Origin of the sequence: Tenacibaculum sp. 190524A02b (genome assembly GCF_964036645.1) — a bacterium.
Classification (GTDB): Bacteria; Bacteroidota; Bacteroidia; order Flavobacteriales; family Flavobacteriaceae; genus Polaribacter; species Polaribacter vairaonense.
This window is the reverse complement of the sequence record NZ_OZ038525.1, coordinates 2,221,302-2,237,251: the sequence shown is the minus strand read 5'-3', so window position 1 is coordinate 2,237,251 and position 15,950 is coordinate 2,221,302. Positions and strand designations below refer to the sequence as shown.

The 15,950-nt window shown below is 33.5% G+C and carries 12 protein-coding genes; 7 read left to right on the top strand and 5 right to left on the bottom strand.

Annotated elements, in window-relative coordinates; genetic code table 11:
- Window positions 1–85 precede the first annotated feature (85 nt).
- Both ABNT65_RS08970 and ABNT65_RS08965 read right to left on the bottom strand, forming a co-directional pair.
- Complete coding sequence (locus ABNT65_RS08970) at window positions 86–1,432, bottom strand: restriction endonuclease subunit S (protein ID WP_348747695.1); 1,347 nt, start codon at window positions 1,430–1,432, stop codon at window positions 86–88.
- Window positions 1,432–4,254 (bottom strand): DEAD/DEAH box helicase family protein, encoded by a 2,823-nt coding sequence (locus ABNT65_RS08965; RefSeq protein WP_348747694.1) that lies wholly within the window; start codon window positions 4,252–4,254, stop codon window positions 1,432–1,434. Before ABNT65_RS08965 ends, ABNT65_RS08970 begins: the two co-directional genes overlap by 1 nt.
- A gap of 443 nt (window positions 4,255–4,697) precedes the next feature.
- On the opposite strand from ABNT65_RS08965, the gene ABNT65_RS08960 reads away from it, so the two are divergent.
- From ABNT65_RS08960 to ABNT65_RS08930, 7 genes are all read left to right on the top strand, one after another.
- Window positions 4,698–5,438 (top strand): DNA-binding domain-containing protein, encoded by a 741-nt coding sequence (locus ABNT65_RS08960; protein ID WP_348747824.1) that lies wholly within the window; start codon window positions 4,698–4,700, stop codon window positions 5,436–5,438.
- A 1,431-nt stretch (window positions 5,439–6,869) separates the two neighbouring features.
- The gene (locus tag ABNT65_RS08955) at window positions 6,870–7,481 is read left to right on the top strand and encodes a response regulator transcription factor (RefSeq protein ID WP_348704517.1); all 612 of its coding nucleotides are present in this window, start codon (window positions 6,870–6,872) and stop codon (window positions 7,479–7,481) included.
- 64 nt (window positions 7,482–7,545) lie between these two features.
- Complete coding sequence (locus ABNT65_RS08950) at window positions 7,546–7,713, top strand: hypothetical protein (protein ID WP_348747693.1); 168 nt, start codon at window positions 7,546–7,548, stop codon at window positions 7,711–7,713.
- A complete protein-coding gene (locus ABNT65_RS08945) occupies window positions 7,697–8,371 on the top strand; it encodes a hypothetical protein (protein ID WP_348747692.1) in 675 nt (224 codons plus the stop codon). Before ABNT65_RS08950 ends, ABNT65_RS08945 begins: the two co-directional genes overlap by 17 nt.
- 135 nt (window positions 8,372–8,506) lie before the next feature.
- The gene (locus tag ABNT65_RS08940; RefSeq protein ID WP_348747691.1) at window positions 8,507–8,704 is read left to right on the top strand and encodes a hypothetical protein; all 198 of its coding nucleotides are present in this window, start codon (window positions 8,507–8,509) and stop codon (window positions 8,702–8,704) included.
- Window positions 8,705–8,922: 218 nt separating this feature from the next.
- Entirely contained in the window at window positions 8,923–9,849 is a 927-nt protein-coding gene (locus ABNT65_RS08935; RefSeq protein ID WP_348747690.1) for a T9SS type A sorting domain-containing protein, read from the top strand.
- A 492-nt stretch (window positions 9,850–10,341) separates the two neighbouring features.
- Window positions 10,342–11,694 (top strand): hypothetical protein, encoded by a 1,353-nt coding sequence (locus ABNT65_RS08930; RefSeq protein ID WP_348704523.1) that lies wholly within the window; start codon window positions 10,342–10,344, stop codon window positions 11,692–11,694.
- A 92-nt stretch (window positions 11,695–11,786) separates the two neighbouring features.
- On the opposite strand, the gene ABNT65_RS08925 is transcribed toward ABNT65_RS08930, so the two are convergent.
- Genes ABNT65_RS08925 through ABNT65_RS08915 form a run of 3 tightly spaced genes read right to left on the bottom strand, consistent with a single transcriptional unit; the run spans window position 11,787 to window position 15,878 of the window.
- A complete protein-coding gene (locus tag ABNT65_RS08925; protein WP_348704524.1) occupies window positions 11,787–12,716 on the bottom strand; it encodes a peptidylprolyl isomerase in 930 nt (309 codons plus the stop codon).
- A 29-nt stretch (window positions 12,717–12,745) separates the two neighbouring features.
- A complete protein-coding gene (locus ABNT65_RS08920) occupies window positions 12,746–14,302 on the bottom strand; it encodes a hypothetical protein (protein ID WP_412766853.1) in 1,557 nt (518 codons plus the stop codon).
- Window positions 14,289–15,878, bottom strand: a complete 1,590-nt coding sequence (locus ABNT65_RS08915) for a peptide chain release factor 3 (RefSeq protein WP_348704526.1) — start codon at window positions 15,876–15,878, stop codon at window positions 14,289–14,291. The genes ABNT65_RS08920 and ABNT65_RS08915 overlap by 14 nt, the downstream gene beginning before the upstream one ends.
- Window positions 15,879–15,950 lie beyond the last annotated feature (72 nt).

The following is a 15,950-nucleotide window of genomic DNA, read 5'->3' as shown; positions in this document are numbered from 1 at the left end:
AGTACGAAGCAATCTTTGTGTTGATAACCAGATAACTTCATTGCTCTCCATTTCATTTGTAATAACGCATCAATTAAGTGGATGTTTATTTAGTTACTTTTTTCTTTGGTTTCTTTTTTACGGTTATTTTTTTAGTAAGAGCTTTTGCTACTTTCTCTGCCTTAATCTTTTCTAACAACACACTTGCAGGTTTATAATTAGGGTGTGCTTTACAGTTTGCTATTTCTTGCGGCGTTAACAAGGTACCCTCAAAAGCTTTTTTTAGAATACTTTGGCGTAAGGCTTTTGCTTTTTGTAAGCTAGTAGCAATGCTTTCTTCGAGTTTATCACATACCGATAAACGACTTTCAATTTCTTTGACAATTTGGTGTTGTTCTTCTATTGTACAATAAGGAATTTCTAGTTTTAAGAATCTTTTCTGGGTAAGGTTCAAACCACTATCACTACTACCAGATTTCATTATTTCGATTTCACTTAATATCTCAGGTGAATTTAAAACATATTCAAAATACTCTGGCACAACTAAATTATTAAATAACTCAATACGATAAACTTTATCACAATTAATTAACTTAGGCCTTACTTTTTTAACTAAGCAACAAATACCAACTCTTACCCTAGGTCCAGCTCGAGTAATTAGTATGTCCCCTTTTTTAATTTCATGATATTCTCGAGGTTCTATATGTTCTGGTAATATTTTATTTTCATTTTCAAGAAATCTACCTGCTTGTATTGCAGAAGTCTTAATTACAGCCCATTCTTCAATGTCTGCTGAATTTTTATTTAAACATTTAGGACTCCATCCCTGACTTAAATTTTTTATTAACTCTGAGATGTTTTTCTTATTCTTTTTGGAAAAGCAAGAAGATAATACCGCTTGCCTATATACTTTTAATTGCCCTTGGGCTTTGGTTAAACTTTCTACACTATGGTCTAAACTGCTAAACAAACCTTCTATCTTTTTTACAATGGCTTGTTGTTCAGGTAATGAAGGGATAGGGAGCTCTAGTTTTTTTATAATCGTTTGACTAATGTTAGGTTGCGCTCCTCCAGTTCCTTGGGAAACTAATTCTGGTCTTTTATATAGTAAAAAGTAGAACAGAAATTTAGAACTAAAATACTTACTTTGAAAAATGCCGCAAATAGCTTGATTAGTTGAAGCATCTATACCTAGAAACGACAATTTGCCAATTGTTGCTCCGTATAAAGCTATTAATAAAGTTCCTTTAGGGAATAATTTTGCACTTGAATTTTTTAAAGCTTCATTAGAAATCTTCTCTTCTGAATCATTAATAACACCTTTATCTAATTCACCTGATTTTATCCATGGTATTGTACCTTTATAGTAAGATATATTTCTTCTACTTGGTGTTCCTCCAGAGGTTGTCTTAAAAACTTCCCCCAAAGTACATTCCACCCAATCTTCTCTCATTATGCAGCCAGTATATTATTTAGTTCGTTCATAATTTCATTCATTTGTTCGCCAAAAAGTTGGTGCATTTTACCACGTCCGCCTTGGGCATCAAAAGGCGTATAATCTAAATCGTCTGTCTCTATATGGTAGCTGTTTTTAATATGCTCTTTAATTAAACGTAGCCAGTCTACCTGTTCAGGTGTAAAACGGTTGTGCTGCCCTGCGTTTTGTTGAAACATCCATGTTTTAAAATTATCATCTACCACCTTGTCATAGGCTTGTAATTGATTATCTATACCGCAAACTCTGCGGAGTAACGATACTAAAATGGTTAACTCTTTTAAAGGCTGTTTTCCTTTAACTATTTCCAATTGTGTATAGGCATCCCAAACATGTTGTGGTGCTAGCAATGGCTTATCAGCTTTTAGCTTGTCTAACACTTCTTTTAGCATGGCAAAAGTAACGTTTCTGCGGTTATGCGGTTGGTTATAGTAAATATTTAAAGCGGTTATTTGATCTTTATGTTCTTCTAAATAACTGCTAAAATCACTAACAATCTCATTGGCATTACTTATAGAGGTGGTGTCCCATTCGCTTTTGGTTACGGTATCAATATTAATATGGTCAATAATTTGCTCATTTTGCTTGCGTAGGTCTTCAATATAGGTGCAAAATTCCCCCGTAAAATTACTAGCCGCTTTTTCTAAAAGTTCCTCTTGTACCTGTTCTCTGGTTTGTGCATATAGGGCAGGGGTATGGTCTTCTCGTGGTATTTTCTTTATAATTGCTTCCGAGGCATCGTCTAACTTATCCAAATCGTACGCATTTAATAACTCCTGAGCTATTAGCGGAATGGTTTTACCTGTAAGGGTTACTATTTTTTCCTTTTCGCTGTTACTAATTTGTTTTTCTAAACGTAACAATCGGTTGGCTAAGGATAAAAACAAATCTTCATCAGTAACCCCCATTTTTACAGCGTCTAATAAGGCTTTAAAACCAATAGTAGGTTTTCTTTCTAATGAACGGCTGGTGGTTTTTTTAGATTTAGTAGCACCCACGGCATCTACAATAATAAAATGGGTTTTATTTTTAGCCTCTTTAGTTACTTTTTGTAAGCTATCACTATCAATAGTACGCGTACCGCGTCCTTTCATTTGCTCAAAGTAGTTTTTACTTTTTACATCACGCATAAAAAGTAATACCTCTAAGGCCTTTACATCGGTACCTGTAGCAATCATATCTACCGTTACCGCTATTCTAGGTTCGTAATTATTTCTAAAGCGGTTTAATACAGATTTAGGGTTTTCTTTAATTTTATAGGTAAGCTTTTTACAAAAATCGTCTCCTTCATTAAACTCATCTCTAATAATCTTTATAATATCATCGGCATGGCTATCAGTTTTAGCAAACACCAAAGTTTTGGGAACTTCATACACCCCGTTTTTATCAAAACGTTTTGGAAATAGGGTCGTTTGTAATACCCTTTTATATTCCCTTATAATATTACGAATTTGACTAGGATTAACTACCTTTTTGTCTAAGTCGTTTTTAGTATAACTAGTATCCTCATCTTCTTGTTGCCATCGTTTTTTACGAGTAAGTTTATCCCGTCTATCTACATACCACCCCGATTCTATGATGCCTCCTTTTTTAGAAATATCGGTTTCAATGTTGTATACTTGATAATCTACATTTACCCCGTCTATTACTGATTCTTCAAGAGTATATTCACTCACTACATTTTCCTCAAAAAAACCAAAAGTTCTATTATCTGGCGTAGCCGTTAGCCCAATTAAAAAAGCATCAAAATAGTCAAGGACTTGTTTCCATAAGTTATAAATAGAACGGTGGCACTCGTCTATAACCACAAAATCAAATGTTTCTATAGGTACATTGGGTGTATAAGCAACAGGCGCAGCTTCTTTTTTTGCAAGTTTTTGCTGCATCCATGTATTTTCTTCGGTAGGTGCTATTTCATCTGCTTCATCTAATTCTTCACCTTTTAATATAGAATACAATCGTTGTATGGTAGAAATGCATACATGACTATCAGGGGCTATATAGTTACCGCTTAAACGTTGTACATTATACAACTCGGTAAATTTACGGTTATCATCTATAGGCTGATAGCTTAAAAATTCTTGCTCTGCCTGTTCTCCTAAATTTTTGGTATCTACTAAAAACAAAATACGTTTGGCTTTGGCATGTTTTAATAAGCGATAGCTAAATGTTGCCGCAGTAAACGTTTTACCTGCGCCTGTTGCCATTTGTATTAAAGCCTTTTGTTTATTGTTTTTAAAAGAAGTTTCTAAATTAGTTATAGCTTTAATTTGTGCTTTACGTAAACCATCTGGTAGTAATTTAGGTAAATTTTGCAAGCGTTGGCGCAAAGAGTTTCCTTGTTTTAAGGAATGTGCTAAAGCTTCTGGTGTATGAAAACTAAAAATTCTACGACCTTTGGGTTTAGGGTCTCTTATATCTCTAAACCGAGTAATGATACCTGTGCTTTCATACACAAAAGGTTTTTCATTGGTTAATAAAAAAGAGCCTATTTTAATCCCTTCATTAGCATACCGAATGGATTGTTCTTCTGCGGTAGTTAATCGGTGCCCTTCTTCTTCTTTCTTGGCTTCAATAACGCCAATAGGCTTTCTATTTACATACAATACATAATCGGCAGCTCCTGAAATGGTGTTGGTTTCTCGTAAGGCAATGCCTTTACCAGCAGATAAATCTATATGCTCTTTAGATTGTACTAGCCAACCAGCTTCATATAGCATAATATCAATAATGTCACGCGCCTTTTGTTCAGGAGTTTGATTTGCAGTTGTTTGATTCATTTCTTCTTTCTTAATCGTTATAAAGAACACCGTTTGGTGTAAAACCGTACAAATTATGAGTTTTTAAATTAATTATCAAGTGAATGTTATGAATGTTTTTATGTTTCTAACATAAGAGGAATTTGGTAGTTTATTAACAAATATAAATAAGAGATGTGTTTTAAAAATGTGTTTTCCATTATAATTTGATTAATACATTTGAATGTTTTTAATAAAAAAAAGCAGGTATGTTTTAATAATAGTAAACCTCTTAAAACTACGTTAAAACAATGTTAAGGTGTTTGCATATAAAAAGTTACGGGTTATATTTGAGCAGCTATTGAACATAAGGAGAATAAAATGCTATAAAGACTATGAAAGAAGATTGCTATTCTGTTTACATTACCTCTTAAATACTATACTTGTTACAATGGCTATGTATTGGTTGTACTATTTATTATAGTATGGCTAGAAAAAGGAATATTAATTTTAAATTTTATACTATGAAATTCTATTTAACAGAGAACAAGTTAACAGAAGAAACCAATTATACAGCCCGTGTATTGGTAGAGCGCACCGTAAATCAAGAAGAATTGATAGACAAAATGCTAAGTAAACGTAATTTAGTAAGTAAAACGGATATTGTAGCGGTATTGAATTCTTATCATGAAGAAATGATAGAGTGTATAGAAGATGGAGACACCTTAAACTTACCCTTTTTTAATTTAAGCTATTCTATATCTGGCGTGTTTGATGATGAAGGTGATGGTTTTAATCCAGAAAAGCACAAATTACACGTAAACATAAATAGTGGTAAATTAATTAATGAGGTAAAAGAAAACATACCATTACAAAAAGTAGCCGCACCTATAACGAATACTTTTATTAGTGGATTTAAAGATTATACCTCAAATACAACCAATACCAGTTTATCATCAAACGGACTGTTTGAAATAATGGGGACTCGTTTGAAAGTAGATGGTGATGACCCAAATGTAGGGCTATATTTTGTAAAGGAAGATGGTACTGAGACTAAAGTACAAATACTAGTAGAAAACCGTTATAGAAAATTAATAGGGCAGGTACCTATATTAGAAGCAGGAACGTATAGGATTAGAATAAAAACCCAAGCAACAAGCTCAAACGGTGTTTACTTAAAAGATATAAGAGAAGCAGATGCCTCTTTTACATTAGAAGTATCTTAAAAAGATAACATTTCGATCCTCGTCGATATAGTTGAAAACCTTGTAAGTGTAAAAACTTACAGGGTTTTCTTTTTTTAGCTAGATAGTTATTAGGAAACAGCGGTAGCGAATGAAGAGATTGCTTCGATGTCTCGCAATGACGCTCATTTTAGTCATTCCGAATGCAGTTTACGAAGTGAAGGAATCTTTTTGTTAAGGAGTTAGTAATTTAGTTTATATAGGAGTTAAGAATTTAAGAAGTTAAAGGAGTTTTTAATTTTAAACAACCAAGAGCCAGCTGCTAATAGCTATTAAGTTAAATGGAGTTAAGAAGTTAAGAAAAACAATTCCTAATTGAATATTTATCCTCAACCAGCCAAGAACCAACAACTTTTCACATCATGAGGGTAATGGAAAAGCCTTTTGGTGTTTCGTACTAAAGAGGTCATAAGGGTAATGGAAAAGCCTTTTGGTGCTTCGTACTAAAGAGGTCATAAGGGTAATGGAAAAGCCTTTTGGTGCTTCGTGCTAAAGGAGTCATAAGGGTAATGGAAAAGCCTTTTGGTGCTTCGTGCTAAAGAGGTCATAAGGGTAATGGAAAAGCCTTTAAGTATATTGTTATAAAGTTTTTAATGCTTAATTTTTAGTTTTAAATAGCGAATAAACGTCAACACTTCCGCCCCGTGCCTTCAACCTTTTACCCCAAAAAAAGATTGCTTCGTACCTCGCAATGACGTTCATTTTTGTTATTACGAAGCAGCGTTAGCGGATGAAGTAATCTGTTTGTTTAGGAGTTAGCAATTTAGTTTTAAATAGCCAATAAACATTAACACTTCCGCCTCGTGCCTTCAACCTTCTACCCCAAAAAAAGATTGCTTCGTACCTCGCAAAGACACTTGTTTTTGTTATTACGAAGCAGCGATAGCGAATGAAGTAATCTGTTTGTTTAGGAGTTAGCAATTTAGTTTTAAATAGCCAATAAACATTAACACTTCCGCCTCGTGCCTTCAACCTTCTACCCCAAAATAAAGAGATAGCTTCGATGCCTCGCTATGACGTTGTAGGACTTTGTTTGTTTTTAAGCACAGTTCATTACGAAGCAGCGATAGCGAATGAAGTAATCTTTTGTTTAATGTAGTTATAATTACATTTTTGGATGTCACTTCGAGTGAAATTATGAGTAATGTAATGGAGCCTAATTTAGTATCGAGAAGTTTTCGATAACAGAATAGTTCTCGATACAATTTTAATTCCGTTAGCACTACATAAAAATTACTCGAACAGACAATTGTAATGTTTAATTTTTAATTCAAAATTACCCTCCGTCTCAGATCTTCAACCTTCTACCCAACAAACAAAAACAATTGTAAACCAAACCCTGAGCAAAAAAAAATGCAAAATATACCCAAAAGGTTTACAAAGGCTTTGGAATCAAATATATAAATTTGAGACATGGAAAAACTAAAAATAGCCATAGCCGATGATCATAAACTAGCCATTGAAGGATACAAGGCTGTACTGGTATTAAATGAAATAGAAGTAATAGCCGAGTTTACCCGTGGTGACGAACTAGTAAAGTGGATAGATAAACAGGCTCACAAAATAGACATTCTTTTATTAGACATACAAATGCCCGGCATGGATGGCATTGAAGTACTCCGGTATTTAAAACGCCATGCCATACAAGTAAAAACTATTATTATTTCTGCATTTAGTACCGCCAATTACGTGGCAGACGTATTGAGTTTAGGGTGTAAAGGCTTTTTATTAAAAGCTACATGCCATTTAGAATTTGAAAAAGCAGTAGAAATAGTAGCCAATGGAGGTACTTTTTATAGCAAAGACATAGAAATGCCCGAGTTAAACGAAGCCACACAATTAGAAAAACTATCAGGAAGAGAAAGAGAACTGTTACCTATGTTAGAAGAATACAGTTACGCAGAAATTAGCAAACAAACAGAACTAAGCATAAGCAGTATAAAAACCTATGTAAGCCGTATGAAAGAAAAATTAGGCATACAAACCAAAGTAGGTTTAGTAAAATGGTTTTACAATAAGAAATAACAAGTACACAGTGGGTTAGGTTTAGTATATTTATAGGATTAACATAACCAAATCCTATATTAAAATGAAAAAATTAATAGCCTTAGCCATTTTAGGTTGCCTAGCCATTGCTTGTACAGACAATACAACAGAACATGAAGAGTTATCAAACAAAATTCAAAATATTGACAAAGAAGACAATGTTCATAACGGAGGAGGTGGTGGAGTTCCCGTTGATGACGAAGAAGATTAGTAAATATTTTGTATACTTTATAGCCATAATTTGTTCAAGTTTGTTTTATGCTCATCAATTTATTCCTGAATTTGATAGGGAGTATAAACAAGCAGAACAATTATACAATGAAGCCAAGAAGAAAAATACCTTAGCTTTAACTAAGATAAAAGAGTATTCTAAAGGAACAATTTTGTATCAAGAGTATAAAGAGGCAAATATAGAAAAGAAAGTAGCCTTTAAAGATTGGAGTGAAATAGCTGAAAGTAAAAGAATATTTGGCTTTATATCTTTAAGACATTTCATTGAACGCTTTGGGTTAACATTATGCTTTTTTATTTATAGTTTATATAACTTGATAAAATCTTTTTTAAGAGAATCTAAAAATTTAGGAGCAAAAGCCTTACATACAGTAATCTTATCATTATGCTTTTTCTCTTTCTACTGGATTTTCCAACAGTTTCAAGATGTGAGTAGGTTTACCTATTATTTTATGACCGTATTTTCTGCAATACTAGTCACTTTAGCAGTATATTTAATAACCAAATACAATAAAGACCGCATAACTAAACTTAGGCAACAATTATTAAAAGTATCCTTACATAGTTTACGCAATGTGCGCCCAGAAAAGGAGCAAGAAACGTTTACTATGTTAAAAGAAATAGCACATGATAAATAACTTTTATTGGTGAGTTAAGTTATAATAAGTTATAATTGTACTAAGAAAACCAAATATTAAGCTTTTAAGAATGAAGAATTAGAAACACAACATTAAAACTAACATTAACAACTGAACTAATAGCCTCCAATATTTATGAACCTATTATTAACCAATTATCAAAACTTAACCCACAATCATCAAAAACTAATTGCTATTCTAGAAGCGTACGTAACCATTTATCAAGGAGATTTGCATAATCACCTTTGGAAAGAAGAAGTGTCTTTAACTTTACAAGAAGCACGTGAATTACAAGAACAAGTAAAAAATCTTTGGATAACACTTCAAAATTAAAAAAATGCACATACTATAAAGCTTAGAAGGGGGCTTTAAAGTTTGTATATACTATTTTTTATTTCTAAAAAAAACTGTATTTACCAAATGCAGTTAAGAGCATCAGTACTTAATTACAAACTGTAAGAGGACGGTTTTAGGGAAGTAACAAGTTTGTCTTAAAAGGACAAACGGTCTAAAAACACCACACGTATTTTTACCTAGATAATTAAAACAAAATGAAACTTATTTTATTTCTGGGGATACCCTTTTTTCTACTATGGAGTCCAATAAGAGGGCAATGTACAATTCCAAATAGGAACTTCAACTCATTTTACAAAAAAGAAATCACCGATATAGCTGGCAGCACATTTAGTATTGATTTACCAACAGATTGGACAGAGAGTTTTCTTTTTAATTTGGTACCTAGAAGGTTTCATGGTATTGGTTTTTTTGATAAATATGAAGGAACTGATGCTGTTGAAAATGTAGCTTTAACGTTAAAACGTGGTGATCGGTTAAAGAGTACTGTACTAAGTGCTAATAAAGGGTTTACCCGTTTTAAATGTAATAGTATTCCTAAGAAATTAACAGGTTTTTATAAGTTTAAAGGAACGGATATTGTAGGTAAGCCTGACACACTTAAAATTGTTGTAAAGTTTAGTACAAAAGCAGATACCTTAACTAAAAGTGAACTTAATGGTAAGTTAAATTTTATAAGAAATTCAAAATCTATTACCATTACAAAAAGCACGGAAAGTTTTATGCCTTTTGAAATAGACTTTTCAGGTTTTTCAGAACTACCTATTGAGTATATTTCTATTCATTTAATAATGCTTACAGGTTACGCATCTCCTCCTGATAATTTTGCTACAGCAGTTATAGATAATCTAAAGTTGGTTTATGAAAGTTTAGGAACTTCTGTACCTAAAGTATCAAAAAAAGACCTAGTTGTGTATCCTAATCCAACAGAAAATAAGGTGCACATAAAAAGTAAGAATCAAAAAAAGTGGACGTATGAGGTATATAATATATATGGAAAAATGGTGTTAAAAGGTTTGCATACTTCTACTATTTCTCTCGGAAATTTATCACAAGGAATGTATGTTTTAGCTATAAAAACTCCACAAAAAGCTATTATATATAAAAGAATAATAAAAAATTAAATATTTGTCAGTTCGAGTGATTTTTATGTAGTGTTAGCGGAGTGAAAATTGTATCGAGAACTATTTTACAAACAAAAACTTCTCGATAGCTCTACTGAACAAAGTTGAAGTACAAAATTATGTTGCATTGCATTACTCATAATTTCACTTGATGTTACATCAAGAACGTCTTTGAACCCTTTTTGTTAAACCAACAAACTATCATTTTTTATAGGAAATAACTATATATTTCAACACTTTATTGATAGGGATAATATGATTTGTTCTCTAGTTTTTTTTATTCTAGGCTTTAACTTTTTTTTAACAAGGAAGAAATTTAGTTGATAAACCTAGCGTTTTTGTAGGTTTATTAAAAAGAATGTTAGTTTGGTAAGGGGTAAGAGTACTTTTTGCCGTAAGCTATAAAAGAGTAGATCGTCTGAAAATATAGTTAAACTTTTTATTAACATTTGAAACAATTGGCCAGTTGTTTTTTAAAAAAAAACTTATCAAATGAAAGATTTCAAACTATTCGTAATCCCCCTATTATCTATGTTGTTTTTAGCATCTTGTAATAATGATGATACATTGTTGCAAGAAGGTAAAACAAACAATGACACTGAACTGGCCTCAAAACCTGTTAATCAAACTTTACAGGCTTTAAAAGAAGCTTTTTTATTACTAAGAAGTATAAAAGCTGATGGAGGAGAACCCTACAATGCTAAAAAACCAGCATTGCGTTTTACAAAGGCTCAAAATGTATTTATTCCAAGTGTTTTAGGAATTGATTACCGTATTGATAGAGCTATTGTTCCGGCAGGGCCAACGGTTAGGTTACCAATGTTTCAGGGTTGGGAAACCACTGCAAACGGGTTGAGAAAATGCTATTATGTAATTACAGAAGCCTCTGATGAATTGATGGCTAAAAAGCTAGGTGTAATTTTTGCACCAAGAATGGCAGCTTCAATAGGATCTGGTGGAGAGCAGCGCGCTTACTTTACTAAAAAAGGAAGACTTGTTTTTGAAGGTTCGGTAGATTTTTCTCCAAAAAGATCATTAGTACCTAGTGGAGAAAATGGTTTGTTACTTGGTTTTCCACCTGCTGAAGTAAATGCAGGAGCGGTAGCAGATGCTAATTGGTCTTCTTATGTAGTTTTACCTAGTGGTGTGGTAATTAATGCACAAATGGTTGCCAATGCAACAGGAATACATGACAGAATACCAAATCCAGCAGGAAATGGGCAAGCACAAGAAGATGATTTAAACAATCCTAATTTAGGAATTGGGCAAGCTTCTGTAGTCATGCAACTTTTAGATGGATGGCATGATAACAGACCTTATTATTTTCATATAGTAACAGATACGTCTGATCCTGGACCTGCTACCATTGAATTAGGTGTTTTTGCGCCAAGGTTAGCTAATTTACCAACTTTTGGGGTGTTCCCTGGAGGATCAATGCTTCCGTTTAGTCCAACAGCTAATGGTAGAACTGTAGATACAGATGGGTTTGGTGTACAAGGTTTAAATGCAGCGTCTTTAAGTGAGAGGCAAGTGCAAGACCCAACCAATACTTTTCCTATAGATCCGTCTAATCAGGAATATGCTCCAATGTGGGATGCGCACATTACAGAATTTACAATACCTGAAAATGAGCGTCCAATTTTAAGAAGTTTTGACCAAATTAATGAGTTGTTAGCAGCAGGAACTTTAATTCCTTTTAGAGGAAATGCAAATGCAACACCTTTAGACAATTCATTATCTAACTTATTAACAGCTACAGGAGCCATTATAAACTGCCCTGTGGTTACACAACCAGATGATAGTGTAATTGGAACTCAAATTGGAAATCCAAGAAATAGACATTAATAGTAAATAGAAAGCTATTGTATAACAAAAAAGGCTGTCTATTAATTTAGACAGCCTTTTGAATAGGTTTGTATAAAGTATGTAAAGATTGATTACTTTACATCCATTAATTCAACATCAAAAATTAAAGTAGCATCTGGAGGAATTACACCACCAGCTCCATTAGCACCATATCCTAAGTTTGAAGGAATAACTAAACGTGCTTTATCACCAACTTGTAATAATTGGATTCCTTCATCCCAACCAGCAATTACTTGACCAACACCCACAGCAAAATCAATAGGTTGTTTACGTTTGTATGAAGAATCAAACACAGTACCGTCTAATAATTGTCCTTTGTAATGTACAGAAACCATAGCTCCTTTAGTAGCTTGTTTTCCTTCACCTTTTTGTAAAACTTTGTAACGTAAACCACTTGGTGTTTCATCATAACCAGCAGCAACTTGGTCTAACAATTCTTTTTGACGTGCTTTTTCTGCAGCTTCACGCTTTTCACGCTCACCTTCAAAGGTTCTAAAAGCCTCCACAGCATTCCAGTTTTCAGCAACATCACCAACACGGATAATTTCTACATCCATAGTATCTTCTTGCTCAACAGCATCTACCACATCTTGTCCTTCAACTACACTACCAAAAACAGTGTGCTTACCATCTAACCATGGCGTAGCACCATGTGTAATAAAAAACTGAGATCCGTTAGTACCAGGACCAGCATTGGCCATAGATAATTTACCTGGCGCATCATGCTTTAATTCTGGGTGAATTTCATCATCAAATTTATAACCAGGATTTCCTGTACCAGTACCTAATGGACATCCACCTTGAATCATAAAATCTGCAATAACACGATGAAACTTTAATCCGTTGTAATAAGGAGTTCCTTGTGGTTTTGCTGAATTTTCTAAGTTACCCTCTGCTAAAGCAACAAAGTTACCCACAGTACCAGGAGTTTTTTCGTATTCTAAATTCACCAAAATAGCTCCTTTAGGAGTAGTGAACTTTGCGTAAATTCCGTTATTCATTTCTTAGTTTTTAAAAATATATATTATAGTTATTTAGATGCAGATAAACTAGCAAAGTTAAAGCTACATCCAATATTAAAATTCGTTGCATTTACATTACCAAATGGGGCAATAAATTTACCGCCAGATGTGGTAAGTGTAAAGTTAGGGCTAATTGCATAATTTAACCCTATTGTTGGTCTTACAACAATTCCTTCATCCGTATCAACACCAGCACCACCAGCTGCACCTCCAGTTAGATCAATAAAAGCGTTTAGCTTATTATTAAAAAAGTGATTGGTTTTGTAACCAATACCTGCTAAACCATGTGCATAACCACCAGATCTACCTCCGTAAGCAAAACCTGCTTCTCCTATAAGATAAAAGTTTTTAGATAAGTCATAGTTAAATTGTAAGGCTAATAATTGTAAATCTATTACTAAAATACCTTTTGAATCATCTGTTTTAGCTACATTAAAATACGTTTGGTTTTCCATACTTAAGGTAATACCTTGTGTTTTAAAACCTGTAGTGGTAGTATCTGTATCGGTCCCTCCGTTTAGCCCTAAGTATTTAATACCAAAACCATAAGTGTAGGCTTCTAAATCGCCAGCAATAGCACGGTAATACCCTGCGTGTCCGCTAATGGCAAAATTGTTAGATAGTTTTAAATCCATTCCTGCAGACGGATAAACCATTAAACCACCTTCTGGTGCTACACGTCCTCCAGCAGCACCCACTCCTAATTTAACAAATCCATCAACGTGTTTAGATTGAAAAGGATGGTAACCCGCTCCAAAAAACAAATCCATAAAGCCAGCACGTAATCCTTTGTATATAGCATCAGTATGTACAAATAAAAAGGTGTTGTCTGCTAAATATTTTTGGTATTCAAAACCAAGCACGTATAAGGTTTCAGTTAATGGTTGACGATTGTCTTTTTTAGAATTACCAAAAGGCTTGAAAAAATCAAAACGAATTTGTTGCACATTTTTTACCGCAGGCCGCTTCCAAAAACTATCAGATGAGAGGTTAGTAGCAACAAAGTTTTTATGCGCTTTATCATAATTAGCCAATCGTAGTACACTAGGTATTTCAACAAAGAAAGATACCGAGTTGCTTTGTATTTCTCCTGAATAGAAATCTACATAACTATATTGTACACCTAAAGAGTAATCGTTTTTTTTATATTGTAAACCTATGTTAGGGTTTATAAAACCACCATCATTTACTAAGTAACGGTATCCGCCACCGCCACCAAAATGAAAGTTAGCGTCTAGGTATACGTTTTTATAAAGCTGTTTATTAATACCTAATTCAACACCTAAAGTAAATAAACCGCCTTGATCTCCAGTTAGTGCTGCATGCATAGCAGCTCCACCATAAAGCCAGTTGTTAAAAGGAAATTGATAATGCAACCCCATCATTCCCATGGTAGATTTTAAATTGGGATATTTGCTAGATGGCATTTCAACAGGTATAAAGTTTAACCGTACTTTATTTTTTAAAGCAGTTCCTTTTAAAGTAGTTAGGTTTTCCTGTCCTAAAGAAAACCAGGTGCTTAAAGCCAAGCACCCAGCTAATAAAATATTTTTACTCAAATTCACTGGTAAAATGAAGTTTTACAGACGGGTATTTTTGCTGCGTCATTTGAATAGTAAAGGCAGAGTCTGCTAAAAATACCAATTGTCCTTGTTTATCTTTTGCTAAATAGCGTTGTTTTACACGCTTAAATTCTTTAAACTCTTCGTTTTTCTCATCTTCGGGTTGTACCCAACAAGCTTTGTGTACAGAAATGTTTTCATACGTACACTTAGCACCATATTCATGTTCTAAACGATATTGAATTACCTCATATTGAAGTGCTCCAACAGTACCAATAATTCTACGCCCGTTCATATCTAAGGTAAATAACTGAGCAACCCCTTCATCCATTAACTGGTCTAAGCCTTTATATAATTGTTTTGCTTTTAAAGGATCGGCATTATTTACATATCTAAAATGTTCAGGAGAGAAACTAGGAATTCCTTTAAAGTTTAGTTTTTCACCTTCGGTTAAGGTATCACCAATTTTAAAGTTTCCTGTATCGTGTAGTCCTACAATGTCTCCAGCAAATGATTCGTCAACAATTTCTTTCTTTTCAGCAAAGAAAGCATTTGGACTAGAGAATTTTACTTTTTTACCATTACGTACGTGTAAGTAAGGTGTGTTACGCTTAAAAGTTCCAGAAACAATTTTAACAAAGGCAAGCCTGTCTCTATGCTTCGGATCCATATTTGCATGGATTTTAAATACAAATCCAGTTAATTTTTGTTCTTTAGCATCTACCAAACGTGTATCAGACATTTTAGGTTGTGGGTTAGGTGCAATATCTATAAAGCAATCTAACAATTCTTTAACTCCAAAATTATTTAAAGCAGAACCAAAAAATACAGGCTGTAGCTGTCCATCATCATATGCTTGTTTGTCAAACTCTGGGTACACCTCATACACCAATTCTAACTCCTCTCTTAACGTATTGGCAGCATCTTCACCAACTAATTCATCCAATTCAGGAGTGTTGATGTCATCAAATTCAACTCCTTCAGAAATGGTTTGTTTGTTGTCTCCAGAGAAAATGTTAATCTTTTTCTCCCAAATATTATAAATACCTTTAAAATCGTAGCCCATTCCAATAGGGAAACTTAAAGGGGTAACTTTTAAACCAAGTTTTTGTTCAACTTCATCTAATAAATCAAAAGCATCTTTACCTTCACGGTCTAGCTTGTTAATGAAAACAATCATAGGAATGTTTCGCATTCTACAAACTTGTACCAACTTTTCAGTCTGGGTTTCCACCCCTTTGGCAACATCAATTACCACAATAACACTGTCTACAGCCGTTAAAGTTCTAAAAGTATCTTCTGCAAAATCCTTATGTCCAGGGGTATCTAAAATGTTTATTTTTTTATCTCTATAATTAAAGGCTAATACAGAAGTAGCTACAGAAATACCACGCTGGCGTTCAATCTCCATAAAATCAGACGTAGCACCCTTTTTTATCTTGTTACTTTTTACCGCTCCAGCTTCTTGAATAGCTCCACCAAAAAGTAATAGTTTTTCTGTTAAAGTTGTTTTTCCAGCATCTGGATGCGATATAATACCAAACGTACGTCTTTTCTGTATTTCCTCTAAAAAGCTCATGTATAAAATTTAAACGTGCAAAGATACATTTTAAACTGGAACTGTTCAAAGGTTTAATTGTTGAACTCCTAG